Below are 15,435 nucleotides of genomic sequence, written 5' to 3'. Positions count from 1 at the left end.
CAAGCTTTAGCCCGTACCGTCCCGGTGCCTAACCAAAATAACTTCAGTTCGGCCGTCGAAAGAAAAGTAAATGCTGCTGCGGCAGCGTTTCTATAGTTTCGGCCAGCTCCAGGCCTATGGCAGCCATCTCCTTTTGCGCCTGCTCCACCGTCATTTTATGTATGCGCTTGATGGGCACGTTCGGGTCTTCGGCACGGTACTCTACCAGCGCCAAGCGGCCCGTGCCGGGACGAAGCGCCCGCCGAATGGCACGACCCATTTCGCGCGGGTGGTCAAACTCGTGGTAGGCATCCACAATAAGAATCAAGTCCAGGCTGTCGGCGGGCAGGGCGGGGCTGGTAGTGTTGCCCAGCACCGGCCGCACGTTCATAACGTTGAATTTGCGCCGGTTGGCCTTTAGCGAGGCAATCATTTCCGGCTGAATATCCACCGCAAGAACTTGGCCTTGCGGCACTTTTTTAGCTAGCTGAAATGCGAAGAACCCGGTGCCTGCACCTATATCTGCCACCACATCAGTAGGTTTCAGTTTGAGCGCGTTGATTAGAATGTCGGTGCCCTCTTCTTGCCGGCGGCCGCTGCGCTCGAGCCAGCTCGAGCCCTCGTGGCCCATTACGTGGGCTATTTGGCGGCCCATGTAGTACTTGCCAATTCCGTTTAAGTCACGGGGAGGGGCTATCTCATAGCCGCTGGTGTCGGCTCCCACCTGAGCTTGCAGGCGCCGTTCAGCACTGGCTGAAGGCCTAGTTTCGGCCGGCAGTTGAGTGCAGCCAAAAGCCAGAAGGCCCGCGCTGGTGCACGGAGCCAGCACCAGTAAAAGCTGTTGCCAAGATGAAAAACAATACCTCATACAGTTCGCAAGTAAGCACATTTGGCTCTTCCAACAGCAATGGCGGAGAGAGCGTTCAGCCAATGTTTGGCCCAACTTTTTCGGATTCATAAACATCCTTAAAGTGATATGGACACATCCTTAAGTAAACAAAAAGTGCACAGAAGGCACCCATGTTGCTTTTTGTTCGTAGAACGAAGAGTTACTCATTCTCATATACCCATTACCCATGAAGAACACTTTTTCTCCCTTCGCCAAGCTAATTGCTATAGCTGCCTGCGCTTTATCGTTAGGTAGCTGTAATCGTGCCGAATACGCCATGCTACCCAAGAGCGGGTCGTACCACGGCGTAAGCCGCGCTGCCACGCCAGTTCCCGCCCCGGCTCAGCGCAGTGTTGTTCAAGAAGCTTCGGCTTCTGTTGAAGCGGTGGCTCAAGAAACGGTTGCTGCTCCCCGTGAGTCTGCTAAGTCCGTTGCCGTGGCCGCTCCTGCTGTAGCTGCAAAGAAAGTTGCCGCTGCCTCCACCGCCCCGGCAACTGCCAGCGCCGACGAAGCCGCTACTGCTGCTACCGTTGCAACGCTGCCCCAGGCCACGCGCAAGCTAACCCGGGTACAGAAATTTGCAGCCTCGCGTGTTGGCCGTATCGCGAGCGAAGTGGCCGGCATCAGCCAATTCAAGCGTTCGATGGAAACGGCCAAAGCTGAGAAAATCGGTGGTAACCTCCGCACCGGTATCATCTTACTGCTGGTTGGCTTGCTGATTACACTGCTTTCGGGCGTTAGCCGCTTGTTCGGTATTGTCGGTACCATCATTGCAGTTATCGGCTTGATATTTATTGTACTGTGGTTGCTTGATGCTTTGTAGGAAGCATTTAGCACCAAAAAAGGCCCGCTCGTACATCGAGCGGGCCTTTTTTGTTTCCGACCCTTCGGCAGCTACATCGGGTCAACGTCAGCTACCAAACGTGCCTGCTTGAACTCCTTCTGGTCTTTCACCACATCCATGGCTGCGCAAATTTGTTCCTTAGCCCATTTCAGGGCTGTATGTGCCCGGTCAAGCTTAATAGTGATTTCCTGCAGGTAGAAGTTGCGGATGCGGAAGATGTAAGGAGCCTCGGGGCCCAGCACTGCTGCCCGGCCCAGCCGGTCAACCAGTTCCTGGGTCAGCAGAATGGCAGCCTGCTCGCCCAAGCCCTGCTCCATATGCTTCACCGTCATTTTGATAACACGCATGAAGGGCGGGTAGCCGTGCTCGTGCCGCTGCATGATTTCGTAGTTGTAGAACTCCGCATAGTCGTTGCGAATCACTTTATCGAAAATCACCTGCGTCGGGTCAGAAGTCTGGATAATGACCTTGCCCTTCTTGCCCTTGCGGCCGGCTCGTCCGCTCACCTGCACAAACATCTGGTAGGCCCGCTCGTGGGCCCGGAAGTCGGGGTAGTGGATAATGCTGTCGGCGTTGATGATGCCTACTAGGCTCACGTTGGCAAAGTCCAGCCCTTTGGTCACCATCTGGGTGCCTACCAGCACGTTGGTGTTTTGCTTTTCGAAGTCGGCAATAATTTGCTGGTAGCTGTTTTTGGCCCGCGTTGTGTCCAGGTCCATCCGTTGAATGTTGGCCTGGGGAAGCATGATTTTGAGGTCATCCTCAATTTTCTCCGTGCCGAAGCCCTGGGTTTTCACGGCCCGGGAGCCACAGGCCGGGCATTTGGTCACCATGGAGTCGTGGTAGCCGCAGTAGTGGCAGCGCAGCTCGTGGCTGTGCTTGTGGTAGCTTAGGCTCACGGCGCAGTTGGTGCACTTAGGAATCCAGCCGCAGTCTTGGCAGGCCACTACGGGCGCGTAGCCCCGCCGGTTCTGGAACAGGATAACCTGCTCTTGCGCGCCCAGCTTGCGTTCAATCTCCCCCAGCAAATCGGCTGTGAAGTGATTGTGCATGGTCTTTTTCTCGCGGGCCTTGCGCGTATCTACCAGCTCAATGTCGGGCATGCCGGCTTCGCCAAAGCGCTTGGTGAGCGACACCAGCCCGTAGCGCCCCTGCTTGGCCTGGTAGTAAGTTTCCACGGCCGGCGTTGCCGAGCCCAACAGGGTTTTGGCCCCCTGGAAATTGGCCATCATCAGGGCTACTTCGCGGGCATTGTAGCGCGGGGCCGGCTCGTACTGCTTGTATGACGATTCGTGCTCCTCGTCCACGATAATCAGCGCGAGGTTGTCGAACGGCAAGAACACCGCCGAGCGCACCCCTACCACCACCTGAAACCGGCCCGAAAGCACGCCATTCCATACTTCCACCCGCTCGTTGTCCGAAAACTTGGAGTGGTACACGCCCAGCCGCGAGCCGAATACGCGCAGCAGCCGGCCCACAATTTGGGCCGTGAGGGCAATTTCGGGCAACAGGTACAGCACTTGGTCGCCGCCATCGAGCGCCTTGCGGATGAGGTCGATGTAAATCTCCGTTTTGCCGGCGCCCGTCACGCCGTGCAGCAGCGCAATGTCCTTCTCGGCGAAGTGCGTCATGATTTCATCACGCGCCGTAGTCTGAGCCTCCGTGAGCGTAAAATGCAGCTTGGCCGTGGGTTCGTCCTCCAAGGGAAAGCGCGAGACAATGACATCGAACTGCTCCAGAACGCCGTTTTTAATAAGCGTATTCACCGCCGATGCCGACAGATGCGGGCTGCTGGTCAGGGCTGCTTTCTCAATTCCGTTCTGGTTGGAATACTCATTCTGGTACACCGGCACGCGCTGCATGTACTTCATCAGCACATCCAACTGCTTAGGCTTGCTGGACAAAGTGCCGAATAACTGCTCAATCGACGCCTCCGAAACGAAATGGTGCGCCAGCCGCACCTTCTTCACCACTTTGGGCGAGTACTTGTCGGCCGTGTGCTCAAAAAGAAAGATGACGTCCTTGTGCATCAAGGATTTTATCACCTTATGGAAAGAAGTAATGCCCAGTAAGTCGCCAACTTCGGTAAAAGTCAGGGCTTTGCCTTCTTCCGTAGTGCCCAGCGCCTCCACAATCTGCTCTTCCTGCGGGCTAAGCGGGTACTCGTTATCCTCCCGCGAAAAGGCCGGATGCAGCTGTATGCGCGACTCCGAGCTTAGCTTCAGGGCCGAAGGCAGCGCCGCGTTTATCACCTCGCCGATGGTGCACATGTAATAGTCGGCCATCCAGCGAAACAGCTTCAGCTGCGGCTGGGTCACTACGGGTGCATCGTCGATGAATTCGAGGATGTATTTGGCCTGGTATTCTTTGGGTGCGTTCTCGTGCACGGCCGCCACAATGCAGCTAAGCGTCTTTTTGGCTCCAAATTGAACAATCACCCGCCCCCCAATCACCACATTGTCGTTCAGCTCATACGGCACCCGATAGGTGTAGAGCCGTGGCAAGGGCAGGGGGAGAATAACGTCGGCAAATAACGTAACCCGGTCGGCCGCCGGGGCCGATGAGGGAGAAATAAAATCAAGAGCGAGACTCAAAATAGCAATAGGGTAGGGGGCGGATAGTAAAGATAACAGGACGGTAGCGCCCGCCTACGCCTAGGCGCTACAAGGCGGCCAGCGCTTCAGCAACGCTATATACCGGCGCTAAACAGGCCTTATTTCGGCAGATATGCACCGCGGTGCGCCCAGCAGCGTCGGGCTTTAAATGCTTTAGCAGCGGCAACTCCGAACGTTCTTCGGTGCCAGCAATGACTGTATCAAACAAAAAATGCCGGCTAAGTTCTTCCCGGAAAGTATCGGCCTCCGGACCGATGATGGCAATTTCGGCGCCCGGCCGCAGCAGCGCCGCGTACAGCGAAGCCCAATTGGTGAGGTGCTGCGGTTCCTTTACCACCAAGGGTCGCACCTGAGCCAGCATATCGGCGGCCAAGTCCACATAGCGGGCATTTTCGAGGTGGCGGCCCAAGCGGCGCAGGTTGTGCGCCATCACGGAGTTTGACGCGGGTATTACGTTGTCAAACAACTCCTTTTTGCGCGCAATAAGCGGCTCGGCGCTGCTATCGGTGTAGAAAAACTGGGCCTCGGCAGGGTCAAAGAAATTGCAGAGCACGTATTCCGTCAATTGCTCGGCTTCCCGCAGCCACGTTTCCCCAAAGCTCACCTCGTACAGGCTGATGTAGGCCTGGATAACCAGCGCGTAGTCTTCCAGAAAGCCGCTAATGCTGGGGCGCCCTTTTTTGCAGGTGCGATACAAGCGCTGGCCGTCGCGCAGGTTGGTTTGAATGAACCGGGCGTTGCGTTCCGCGACCACCAGAAATTCTGGCTCCGCGTAGGCGCGGTAGGCATCGGTGAGGCCCTGTAGCAGAAGGGCATTCCAGCCGGTGAGGATTTTGTTGTCCAGTCCGGGGCGGACGCGGGTGGCCCGTGCGGCCATTATTTTCTGCTTCCAGCCCGCCACCAGCTCCGGCACCACACCCGGAGCCAGTTCGTGGGCAGCAGCAAAGGCCTCGTCGGTTTGGGTGCGGTGTAGAATGTTGCGTCCGTGTTCCCAGTTTCCCACTGCCGTGCAATTGTAGTAGTCGGAAAACAGCGGCTCCTCTTCCCCAATAATCTCACGCAGTTCGTCCTTGGTAAAGACGTAAAACTTTCCTTCCTCGCCCTCACTATCCGCATCGAGCGAGGAATAGAAGCCGCCCTCGGCATTGGTCAGCTCCAAGCGGATGAATTCCACGGTGTCGTACACCACTTCTCGAAACAGCTCTTCCTGAGTCACCTGAAAGGCTTCGCTGTAGAGGCTAATCAGTTGCCCGTTGTCGTACAGCATTTTCTCAAAGTGCGGGGCCAGCCATTCAGCATCCACCGAATAGCGAGCGAAGCCGCCGTGCGCCTGGTCGTAAATACCGCCCCAGGCCATTCCGCGCAACGTTAACACGGTTTGGTGCAGCAGCACCTGGCTGCCGCTGATGGCATACGCCCGCAATGCAAAACGCCAGATGCTTGGCATTGGGAATTTGGGCTCCCGGTTCATGCCGCCCCGCGCCCGGTCAAATTTTACCCTCAGGTTATAAGCCAGTAGCTTAAATTCTTCGTCCGAGACCTCAGCCGCATCAGCAGCTACAGGACTTGTGCCAATAATGTCAATAGATTGGTTGCCAGTAGTGGCCCTTGAAGAGGCGCTGCTTTGTCCTTTATACTTCTGCAACTCACTCGTGCCTATCACCTCCATAAACCGCTCCGCCGACTGCTCCAGCTCGGCGCGGTGCTCACCGGCATAGGCCTCGCCAATATTCTCAAGCAGCTTTACCCAGTTTCCCTTCGAGAAATAGGTGCCTCCATAAAATGGTTTGGCATCTGCCGTCAGAAATGCATTGAGCGGCCAGCCGCCTTGCAGGCCCATGGCGTGCAGGGCATCCATGTAAATATGGTCCACATCGGGCCGCTCCTCCCGGTCTACTTTAATGCAGATGAAGTGCGCATTCATCACCGCGGCCACAGCTTCATTTTCAAACGATTCGCGCTCCATCACGTGGCACCAATGGCACGCCGCGTACCCAATGCTCACCAGAATGGGTTTTTGCTCGGCCTGAGCGCGGTTCAGCGCTTCGGGTCCCCACGGGTACCAGTCCACTGGGTTATGCGCGTGCTGCTGCAGGTAAGGGCTGGTTTCCTGGGCGAGGCGGTTGGTCGATTGCGGAGCTAAGGCCATAGCGGGAGTGTAGGAGAGGTGCCGAAACACCAAACCCGGCAACAGAGGCCGGGTTTGGAAGATAGTTGAGCAGTTTCACTTAAGCCGGCTTTGCCGGTTTTCGGGGAGCTTTGGGTTTAGGTGCTGCCGGTTTTGGAGCCGCTGCCTTGGGCTTGGCCGTAGCCTTTGGTTTTGCCGCAGAAGTTGTCTTTTTGGCGGGAGCCGCTTTCTTGGCAGGTGCTTTAGGTGCTGCAGGCTCTGGCGTCGGCTCGGATGCTGCCTCAGGCTTTGGCGGTGGCGTCGCGTTAGCCCTAGGAGCTGCTTTCTTTGGCGCAGCAGCCTTTTTCGGAGCTGCTGCTTTCCGTGCAGAGGGGGCTTTTACCGGGGCTGCAGGCTCGGCGGTGGGCTCAATCAAAGTAGCTGAAGAGCCCATCATGCGGCCCGCTGCCACTTGGGTACGAAGTTGGAGCGCATCCGGCACCGGAATAACGGGGGTATCCACGGCAGGCTTTTCAGCCCGGGCACCACTAACGGCCCGCTTGGCTCGGTTGGAGCGTCGAGTAGGGGCAGCAACCGGCTCTGCCTGTGTAGAAGGGGCTTCTGCCGCGTTAGCATCTGGTTGCGCTGGTGTATCTATGGGTTCAGAAACCAACTCGGGTTGATTTCTGCTCCGGTTGCGGTCGCGGGCGGACCTGGCATTGGGTTCATCGTTGCTGGCGCGCTGTTCGGCGCTGCCGGTCGCAACGCTTCGAGGAACCTCAGAGGGCAGTGCAGCATCTGGGGGCGCAGCTTCGGGTTGGCCGGCAGGTGCATTGTTTTTTCTGCCCCTGTTGCGCTGGTTGCGCTGGTTCGGGGTTATGCCTGTCGGCTCATTCACTGCTGCATCAGCGCTTCCTGCTGATACTTCTACGGATGCTGAGGCCATTTCCGAAGCCGGAGCTTGGATATCAACATTGGAAACCGCTTCGGCAGGCGGCGTTTCAGCAGGCGGCGCAAACAATGCTACACGCGGCACCCGGCCCGACTCGTTGCGGCGTTCTCCCCGCTTCACTGGGACAGATTTAGCGATGACCGAAGACTTCTTGCCTTCCGATTGGCTGTCCTGATTTGGCATGGCCGCGTCATCCTCGGCCGCATCGTCCATTACTTCAGGCAAATCAGCTGACTCATTCTCAGAATTAATCTCTCCAGCGGCCATGCGCAGGGCATTTTTGCGGGCTGTGCGTTTAGCACCACCCCGCGAACGCCGCTTCTTCTTTTTTACCGGCTCTTGGTCACCAGCAATAATGCCCTGGCCCGAAGCGGTGGAAGCTGTTTGCTCCAGTAGCAGTTCAGCTGCCCCCAACTCAGTTGGAATAAGCACCACGGGTGTAGCCGACATAGTGACTTCATCTTGCTCATCTGCCGAAGCTCCTGCTGCTTGGAACTGCTCATTCTCTGCCGGAATCTGCTGTTGGCCTTTGCCACGTCCATCGCGACGGCTATGCTCCGGCCGGCCCGAGCGAGCGGCCCGCTGCGCCCGGAACTCCTCCGGCGATAAGCGGGGAGGACGCCCGTCGGCAGCAGCAGCAAGCGGCGCCGATGGCGGCATAGCCTCTTCCGCCGCAACAGTTGCCGCGTAATCACCAATGTCAATGCGCTCCTCGTCATCCTCCGGAATAGCTTCCGGCTCGGGTTCCTTTAGTACCGGCAACGCCATGATTTTAGCACGTACCTCGTTCAACTCGGCTTCCACACCTACTTTGCGCAAGCTGAGCTGCTCCAGCTTCTCCATGGTGTTTACCAAAAACTGGCGATGCTCGGGCGCGCCCTCGTGCAGGGGCCGGTGTCCCAGCGACTGCCGCACCGCTGCCCACTCCTTGCGGAAGCGGCCGAAATCCGCATCGAAGTACGTCCGGGCAAATTTGTCCCAGATGTAATCTTCCGCCACTTCCGACGGATGCAACATATCCGAAGCGTAGAAGCGGTAGTCCCGCAAGTCATCCATCAGCAGCTCATAGGCTGGGAAGTAGGCCACGCCCGGCAGCAAGTCGCTCACTATATGAGTAGCCACCCGAAGCACCGACTTGCTCACCGAATTTAACGGTAAGGTGTCCTTAAGATGTCGCACCGGGCTCACTGTAAGCACAAACCGCAAGCCTGGGTTGATGCGTCGCAGGTAAGCATGCGTTTCAGCAAGGCCATTGATGATTTCATCCGGCGTCAGCAGCTCTTTTACAAACAAGTCGGCGGGCTGCTTATGGCAGTTGTTCACCAGCTCACCAGTCTCGCGAAGGCGATAAGTCCAGGCTGTGCCCAGCGTGAGGAGCACCACATCGGCCTGCCGCAGGAATTCTCCCGTGCGGCGCACCAATTCCTGAATGCGCTGGAGTAAGTCCACCGGCGAATCGGCGCCAATGCTGCCATGCAAGTCGTAGCTCTGCCAGCGCCCCCGCGCTTGCACTAGGTGCTGTTGCCAGTCCACTTCCTCGCCCGCCGCCGCGCGCAGCAGCCGGGCCAGTGCCAGCGGCTGAAACACTGTCCCAAATGGGTTTACTAGTGCTTCTACCTTATTAGTGGCTAGGCGCGAGCCAATGCTATCGGCAAAGCACGAGCCCATGGTTAGGACTCTTGCGTTGCGGGTAAGCTGGTCGGTAGCCGGAGCAATGGGGATTTCGGTTCTAAACATCGAAGCAAAAATAGCCCTTAACCTGTATTTCAGGCTGAGGGGTAATAAAAAAGCCCTGCCAGAAGGCAGGGCTTTTTCAATTGTTGTTGAGCACTAACTACTCAGCTACAACGCGGAAGTTAATCGTCTGTTTAACTTCTTTGTGCAGGTTAGCAGTAGCAGTGTAGTCGCCAGCAGCCGAAGGCTCCTGGTCGAACGACAAGCGCTTGCGGTCTACGTCAACACCTTTTGCCTTCAGCGCTTCAGCCAATTGCAGGGTGGTAACGCGGCCGAAGATTTTGCCACTCTCGCCCACTTTGGCGCGGATTTCCAAGAATGCGTCACCGATTTGGTCAGCAATAGCTTGGGCGTCGCCCTTGATTTTGTCAGCTTTGTGAGCCGCTTGGCGCACGTTCTCAGCCGTAATTTTCTTGTTGGTTTTGTCGGCCAGCATAGCCAAACCCTGTGGCAACAAGAAGTTGCGACCGTAGCCCGATTTTACGGTCACGATATCGTTCTTGTAGCCGAGGCCCTTAACGTCGTCTTTGAGGATGATTTCCATGTCTTGGAGAAATTCTGAATCCTGAATTCTGATTGCTTCCGTGGCCAAAGCCCCGCCAACACTTAAAATTCAGCACTCAACATTCAAAATTTATTTCAGAGCGTCGGCTACGTAAGGCATCAAAGCCAAGTGGCGGGCCTTAGCAATGGCCTGAGTCACTTTGCGCTGAAACTTCAGGCTGGTGCCGGTGAGGCGCCGGGGCAGCACGCGGCCCTGCTCGTTCACGAACTTCAGCAGGAAGTTCGGGTCTTTGTAGTCCACGTACTTAATGCCGTTCTTCTTGAAGCGGCAGTATTTCTTGCGGGTGTCCTGCGGCTTGTTCATAGCCGACCGGTCGTTGTTCCGGTTGAATGCGGGAGTTGCCATGTTACTACTGGGTTATTGGGCTACGGCTTCGGTTTCTTTTGCAGCCTTTTGCAGGTTCATCTCGCCGTTGCGGCGACGGTTGTTATAGTCCACAGCATGCTTATCGAGCACGGTGGTCAAAAACCGGATGATGCGCTCGTCGCGGCGGAAAGCCAGCTCTAGCACGTCAACAATGTTGCCTTCTCCAGTGTACGACAGGCAGTAGTAGTAGCCTGTGGTTTTCTTCTGAATCGGATAAGCCAGCTTGCGCAGGCCCCAGGCTTCAGTGGACAAAATGGCGGCGCTATTTTCCTTAAGCACCTGGGTGAACTTCTCGACCGTCTCTTGCACCTGGCTCTCGTTCAACACGGGAGTTACGATGAAGACCGTCTCGTAATTTCTTACTTCCATTACGACGGGGTGAAAATTTGGGGGTGAAAAAATTTGATTGGGGCGCAAAGGTACTGACTTTCCGGTAGATTGCCAAGGATGTCTTAGCCATACTTTAGTACAACATCAGTAAGAGGAGGCCAACAGTTCCGCTTAACTGTCCTTAGTTATATATTACAACACTATACCATGATACTTTTTACTGAAGAATACAGAGTAAAAATTTTCTCAAGTTATTTGCCTGCGGCGTAACAAAATATAATGTTCCGGAGTTGTAATTCAGCATATTAAGTACAAATTAATGCCTATATTACAGAGGCGGGCAGTAGCCATCCTTATAATTAGGCTACTGAGGAGATAAATGATTGTAGGCACGGGAGAAGAGCGGATAAAGGGCCAGTTGCACTCAGCCAAGTATGCCCAGAAAATGCATTTCACTTTTTGCCGCCTACGATTCCTGACCTACATTTGTGGCCTTGAAATGCCCTAGCGTTTCGTTTTACCGTCTATTTTCTTATGAATAGCATTCGACTTCGTACGTTACCTCATCTGCTGCTGGCACTGTTCCTTGCGTTTGCCGGCTCTCAACAGGCTGCCGCTCAACAAACAGGTGCTGCCGATGTAAAAAAGGAGGGAGTAGTTCCTGGCGCAACCGATGGCGCTACGGCAGCTTCTGCTACTGCCCCGGCTGCTGCTGGCAGCGGTGGCAATGGTGGTGGCGGTGCCGATGCGGCTGCTATCGCCGCTGGTGACGCGCTTTTCAAAAACAACTGCGCGCAGTGCCACGCCGTGAATGAAGTGGTTGTTGGCCCCGCCTTGGCTGGCATCACTAAGCGCCGCCCCGTTTCCTGGCTGATTCCCTGGATTAAGAACTCCAGCAAAGTGGTAGCAAGTGGCGATGAGTACGCCGTGGCCATCTACAACAAGTACAACAAGCAGCAAATGCCCTCCTTTGCCCTCTCGGACCAGGAGGTTAACTCGATTTTGGCATGGGTCAATGCCGAGGAAGGCAAAGCTTCTACAATCGGCGGAAGCGATGGTGGCCCAACTGTTGGGAACGTAGCTGGTACTGATGGCCAAGCAGATGCTGGCGGTGCTGGCGGTGCTGGCAAATACGTTGATATTCTCCTCATTGTCTTAGTAGTGGTGCTGATTGTTCTGGTGGTAACGCTTGTTATCATCGGTAACCTAATGAAGGACGTACTGCGTGGTCGCAAAGACCTCGACGGCCGTGACGTTGAAATTCTGGAGCAGCGCTTCGACTGGGGTAAAATGTACCGGTCGCCTATGCTGCGCGGCATTGTAGGAGCTGTTTTTGCAATCGTATTGGTATACGCTGGTGTGCAAAGTGTAATGGCCGTAGGCTTGACGCAGGGCTATCAGCCCACCCAGCCCATTGCCTTTTCACACAAGTTGCACGCCGGCGAGCATCAGATTAACTGCGCTTACTGCCACACTTCGGTTTATAAGAGCAAGTCGGCTAACATCCCTTCGGCCAACATCTGTATGAACTGCCACTCGCAGATTAAGACGGAGTCGCCCGAAATCAAGAAAATATACCGGGCCATTGAGCGGAAGCAGCCCATTCAGTGGGTGCGGGTTCACAACCTGCCCGACCTTGCCTATTTTAACCACTCGCAGCATACGCAGGTCGCTGGCCTACAGTGCCAGACCTGCCACGGGCCCATCCAGAACATGGAAGTGGTATACCAATACTCGGCCCTGACTATGGGCTGGTGCATCAACTGCCACCGCGAAATGCCGGTGAACGCCAAGGATAACAAGTACTACGATAACCTCGTGAAGCTGCACGACACCAAAAATGCTGGTGCTCCCTTCACTGTGTCGTCAAACGGCGGCACTGAGTGTTCGAAGTGCCACTACTAATAAACTGATTCTTAGTAGTCCGTACTGGGTAGTCAGTATCAAGACTACTGCTATTGACTACTGACTACCCAATACTGATTACTGATTACCCTCCCAAATGAAGTACTGGAAAGGAATTGAGGAACTGGAAAGCGCACCGGAGTTCATGCAATCGGCTTTTGCCGAATTCATGCCGGTCAAGGAAAGCCACGCGAGCAAAGATGCTACTGCGGCTCCTCGTCGCGACTTCCTCAAACTAATGGGTTTTGGTGTGGCCGCAGCCACCTTGGCTTCTTGCGAATCTCCGGTACGCAAGGCCATCCCTTACCTGAATAAACCCGAGGAGATTGACCCGGCCATCTCCAACTTCTACGCTTCGACCTACTTCACTGGCGCCGATTACAACGCTGTATTGGTGAAGACCCGTGAGGGACGGCCGATTAAGCTAGAAGGTAATCCGGAGTCGCCCATCACCAATGGTGGTTTGTCGGCCCGGGCACAAGCTGCCGTGTTGAATCTCTACGACGGTGGTCGTCTGCAAAATTTTGCCATTAAATCGGGCAATGGCTACCAGAAAGCGGAAGTAGCGACGTTTGACCAAGCTGTGCGCAGCAAGCTGGCTGCTACAACCGGTCGCATTGCCATCGTTTCGCCAACCATCATCAGCCCTACCACCAAGCGGGCTATTGCTGAGTTTGCCGCGCGCTACCCGAATACCACGCACGTCATGTATGATGCGCAATCGGCATCTGCTCTGCTGCAAGCCAACGGTGGAACGGTTCCCGGTTATGATTTTAGCCGCGCCAATATCATCGTTAGCCTTGATGCTGACTTCCTTGGTACTTGGATATCGCCGGTTGAGTACGGCCGTCAGTACGCTATGACCCGCAAAGTGAACCGGGATAAGCGCACAATGTCGCGTCATTACCAGTTCGAAACGGCCATGACCCTCAGCGGCTGTAACGCTGACATCCGAGTGCCGGTGAAGCCTTCGGAATTGGGGCAGGTTGCCTTAGCTCTATACAATGCTGTAAATGGTGCCGGGGGTGCTTCTGCTTACAAAAACGACAAGCTTACACAAGCTGCCCGGGACCTGACCGCCAATCGTGGCGCCAGCTTGGTGATATCCGGGTCAAACGACCCAGCTGTTCAGGCGTTAGTAACAGCTATGAACGCGGCTCTAGGCAGCGTTGGCACCACCATCAACCCAAATGCTCCGAGCTATGTGCGCCAAGGCGACGACGCTCGCATGACGGCTCTGGTGAATGACATGAACAACGGCAGCGTTGGGGCAGTCATTTTCTACAATGCTAACCCGGTATTTAACCACCCGCTGGGTGCTAAGGTAAAGTCGGGCATCGCCAAAGTGCCCCTGACTATTTCCATGAATGACCGGTTGGATGAAACCGGTGCCCTTTGCCAATACGCTGCTCCTGATAGCCACTGGTTGGAATCGTGGAACGACTACGAACCAAAGCGTGGCTTCTTGAGCTTGGCTCAGCCTGTAATCACGCCGCTGTTCTCAACCCGTCAGGGGCAGGAGAGCTTGTTGCGTTGGGCTGGTAACAACACCACGTATTATCAGTACCTGCGTGCCACTTGGCGTGCCCTGACTCCTAACGATGCTGCATGGGACAAGGTCGTACATGATGGCGTTGCTACTGGTACGGCATTGGCCGCTGCCCCTGCAATGGGTGCTGCACTAAGCCCTGCTGCTGCAGTCGACCAGATTGGTCGCGCTCCTAAAATCGCTGCCAATGCTGTTGAATTGGCTTTGTATGAAAAAGTAGGTTTGGGAGCTGCTGGTTGTGAAGCAAACAACCCGTTCCTGCAAGAGTTGCCTGACCCGGTTTCAAAAGCTACTTGGGGCAATTACGTTGCAGTGCCACGCAAAATGGCAGTTGAAAATGAGTGGGAGCAAGGTGATGTAATTCAGGTGACTGCCAACGGCTACACCGTCGAGTTGCCCGTGCTGATTCAGCCTGGCCAAGCCAACGGTACCGTAAGTATTGCCCTTGGCTACGGCCGGACGCAGTCTGGCAAGGCCGGCGACCAGGTAGGAGCAAACGCTGCTCCGCTGGCAATGGCGACCGCAAATGGCCTGATGTACCGCAACGTGGTAACGTTGAAAAAGACGGATGCTACTTCCACTATTGCCCAAACACAGACTCACCACACTGTAATGGACCGCAAGCCGGTTGTTCAAGAGAACACCCTGGCTCAGTACATCAAAAACCCCAAAGAAGTAACCGAGTACGAGAAGGTTGCTACGCCTGACGGCTTGGAGAAGCCCAACAAGGTTTCTCTGTGGCAAGACTATCAGTACAACAACCACCATTGGGGCATGATGGTAGACCTCAATTCGTGCATCGGCTGTGGCTCGTGCGTGATTGGTTGCCAGACTGAGAATAACATTGCTGTAGTAGGTAAGCAGGAGGTTATTAACCGCCGCGAAATGCACTGGATGCGCATTGACCGCTATTATAGCTCGGACCACCACAAGAATGAGTTTGAAACGGTAGGTAAAGTAGGCACCTACGCTGCAATGGAAGACCCATCGGATAACCCGCAGGTCATTTTCCAGCCCATGATGTGCCAGCAGTGCAACCATGCTCCCTGCGAAACGGTATGCCCTGTACTGGCAACCACGCACAGCTCGGAAGGTCTCAACCAGATGACGTATAACCGTTGCATTGGTACCCGCTACTGCGCTAACAACTGCCCGTACAAAGTGCGCCGCTTCAACTGGTTCTCTTACTACTCCAACGAGAAGTTCGAAACAGTTAACGGCCATATGTTCACCGACCTGGGCCGCATGGTCCTGAATCCGGACGTAACAGTTCGTGCTCGTGGTGTGATGGAGAAATGCACGTTCTGTATCCAGCGCATTCAGTTGGGCAAGCTCGAAGCCAAGAAGCAGAAGCGCCGCCCTATAGATGGTGAGATTGTTTCGGCCTGCGCCCAGTCATGCCCCACCGAAGCCATCGTTTTCGGCGACATGCGTGACCCCAATAGCCGCATCAGCCAGCTGATGCGCCGTGAGGACGGTGAGCGTGCTTTCCACGCCCTGGAATCCATCAACGTGCAGCCAAACGTGACTTACTTGACTAAGATTCGCAATGCAGAGTCGGAGTTCTTCGCTAAAGAAAACGCTTAATAATCATTAACTT

10 protein-coding genes are annotated in these 15,435 nt (G+C 55.4%); 3 read left to right on the top strand and 7 right to left on the bottom strand.

Annotation, left to right across the window (positions count from 1 at the left end; translation table 11 throughout):
• Positions 1–43: 43 nt before the first annotated feature.
• Complete coding sequence (locus ACP7AJ_RS07430; protein ID WP_426059557.1) at positions 44–847, bottom strand: class I SAM-dependent methyltransferase; 804 nt, start codon at positions 845–847, stop codon at positions 44–46.
• Positions 848–1,145: 298 nt separating this feature from the next.
• On the opposite strand from ACP7AJ_RS07430, the gene ACP7AJ_RS07425 reads away from it, so the two are divergent.
• On the top strand, positions 1,146–1,691 hold the full coding sequence (locus tag ACP7AJ_RS07425) for a hypothetical protein (RefSeq protein WP_426059556.1): 546 nt from the start codon (positions 1,146–1,148) through the stop codon (positions 1,689–1,691).
• Between the two features lie 71 nt (positions 1,692–1,762).
• Here ACP7AJ_RS07425 and priA read toward each other — a convergent pair whose 3' ends face one another.
• The 6 genes from priA to rpsF form a co-directional block, all read right to left on the bottom strand.
• The gene (gene priA, locus ACP7AJ_RS07420) at positions 1,763–4,306 is read right to left on the bottom strand and encodes a replication restart helicase PriA (protein ID WP_426059555.1); all 2,544 of its coding nucleotides are present in this window, start codon (positions 4,304–4,306) and stop codon (positions 1,763–1,765) included.
• 67 nt (positions 4,307–4,373) lie between these two features.
• Complete coding sequence (locus ACP7AJ_RS07415) at positions 4,374–6,476, bottom strand: thioredoxin domain-containing protein (RefSeq protein WP_426059554.1); 2,103 nt, start codon at positions 6,474–6,476, stop codon at positions 4,374–4,376.
• Positions 6,477–6,555: 79 nt separating this feature from the next.
• The gene (locus ACP7AJ_RS07410; RefSeq protein WP_426059553.1) at positions 6,556–9,123 is read right to left on the bottom strand and encodes a GSCFA domain-containing protein; all 2,568 of its coding nucleotides are present in this window, start codon (positions 9,121–9,123) and stop codon (positions 6,556–6,558) included.
• A 97-nt stretch (positions 9,124–9,220) separates the two neighbouring features.
• Entirely contained in the window at positions 9,221–9,664 is a 444-nt protein-coding gene (rplI, locus tag ACP7AJ_RS07405; RefSeq protein WP_092677482.1) for a 50S ribosomal protein L9, read from the bottom strand.
• 90 nt (positions 9,665–9,754) lie between these two features.
• Positions 9,755–9,988, bottom strand: coding sequence for a 30S ribosomal protein S18 (gene rpsR, locus ACP7AJ_RS07400; RefSeq protein WP_035561439.1), 234 nt, complete (start codon positions 9,986–9,988; stop codon positions 9,755–9,757).
• Positions 9,989–10,042: 54 nt separating this feature from the next.
• Positions 10,043–10,420 (bottom strand): 30S ribosomal protein S6, encoded by a 378-nt coding sequence (gene rpsF / locus ACP7AJ_RS07395; protein ID WP_092677480.1) that lies wholly within the window; start codon positions 10,418–10,420, stop codon positions 10,043–10,045.
• A gap of 495 nt (positions 10,421–10,915) precedes the next feature.
• Here rpsF and ACP7AJ_RS07390 point away from each other — a divergent pair, with 495 nt between their 5' ends.
• Both ACP7AJ_RS07390 and ACP7AJ_RS07385 read left to right on the top strand, forming a co-directional pair.
• A complete protein-coding gene (locus tag ACP7AJ_RS07390; protein ID WP_426059552.1) occupies positions 10,916–12,286 on the top strand; it encodes a cytochrome c3 family protein in 1,371 nt (456 codons plus the stop codon).
• Positions 12,287–12,383: 97 nt separating this feature from the next.
• A complete protein-coding gene (locus ACP7AJ_RS07385; protein WP_426059551.1) occupies positions 12,384–15,422 on the top strand; it encodes a TAT-variant-translocated molybdopterin oxidoreductase in 3,039 nt (1,012 codons plus the stop codon).
• The last annotated feature ends 13 nt before the right edge of the window (positions 15,423–15,435 follow it).

The sequence above is a fragment of the Hymenobacter sp. B1770 genome, assembly GCF_049896385.1.
Lineage (GTDB): Bacteria > Bacteroidota > Bacteroidia > Cytophagales > Hymenobacteraceae > Hymenobacter.
Note: the sequence above shows the minus strand (reverse complement) of the source record. Positions and strands in the feature narration are given on the sequence as shown.

Bases quoted from the DNA above. Each gene is read 5' to 3' on its own strand.
- ACP7AJ_RS07430 (WP_426059557.1), bottom strand. From the start codon at position 847: ATGAGGTATTGTTTTTCATCTTGGCAACAGCTTTTACTGGTGCTGGCT.
- ACP7AJ_RS07425 (WP_426059556.1), top strand. From the start codon at position 1,146: ATGCTACCCAAGAGCGGGTCGTACCACGGCGTAAGCCGCGCTGCCACG.
- ACP7AJ_RS07415 (WP_426059554.1), bottom strand. From the start codon at position 6,476: ATGGCCTTAGCTCCGCAATCGACCAACCGCCTCGCCCAGGAAACCAGC.
- ACP7AJ_RS07410 (WP_426059553.1), bottom strand. From the start codon at position 9,123: ATGTTTAGAACCGAAATCCCCATTGCTCCGGCTACCGACCAGCTTACC.
- rplI (WP_092677482.1), bottom strand. From the start codon at position 9,664: ATGGAAATCATCCTCAAAGACGACGTTAAGGGCCTCGGCTACAAGAAC.
- rpsR (WP_035561439.1), bottom strand. From the start codon at position 9,988: ATGAACAAGCCGCAGGACACCCGCAAGAAATACTGCCGCTTCAAGAAG.
- rpsF (WP_092677480.1), bottom strand. From the start codon at position 10,420: ATGGAAGTAAGAAATTACGAGACGGTCTTCATCGTAACTCCCGTGTTG.
- ACP7AJ_RS07390 (WP_426059552.1), top strand. From the start codon at position 10,916: ATGAATAGCATTCGACTTCGTACGTTACCTCATCTGCTGCTGGCACTG.
- ACP7AJ_RS07385 (WP_426059551.1), top strand. From the start codon at position 12,384: ATGAAGTACTGGAAAGGAATTGAGGAACTGGAAAGCGCACCGGAGTTC.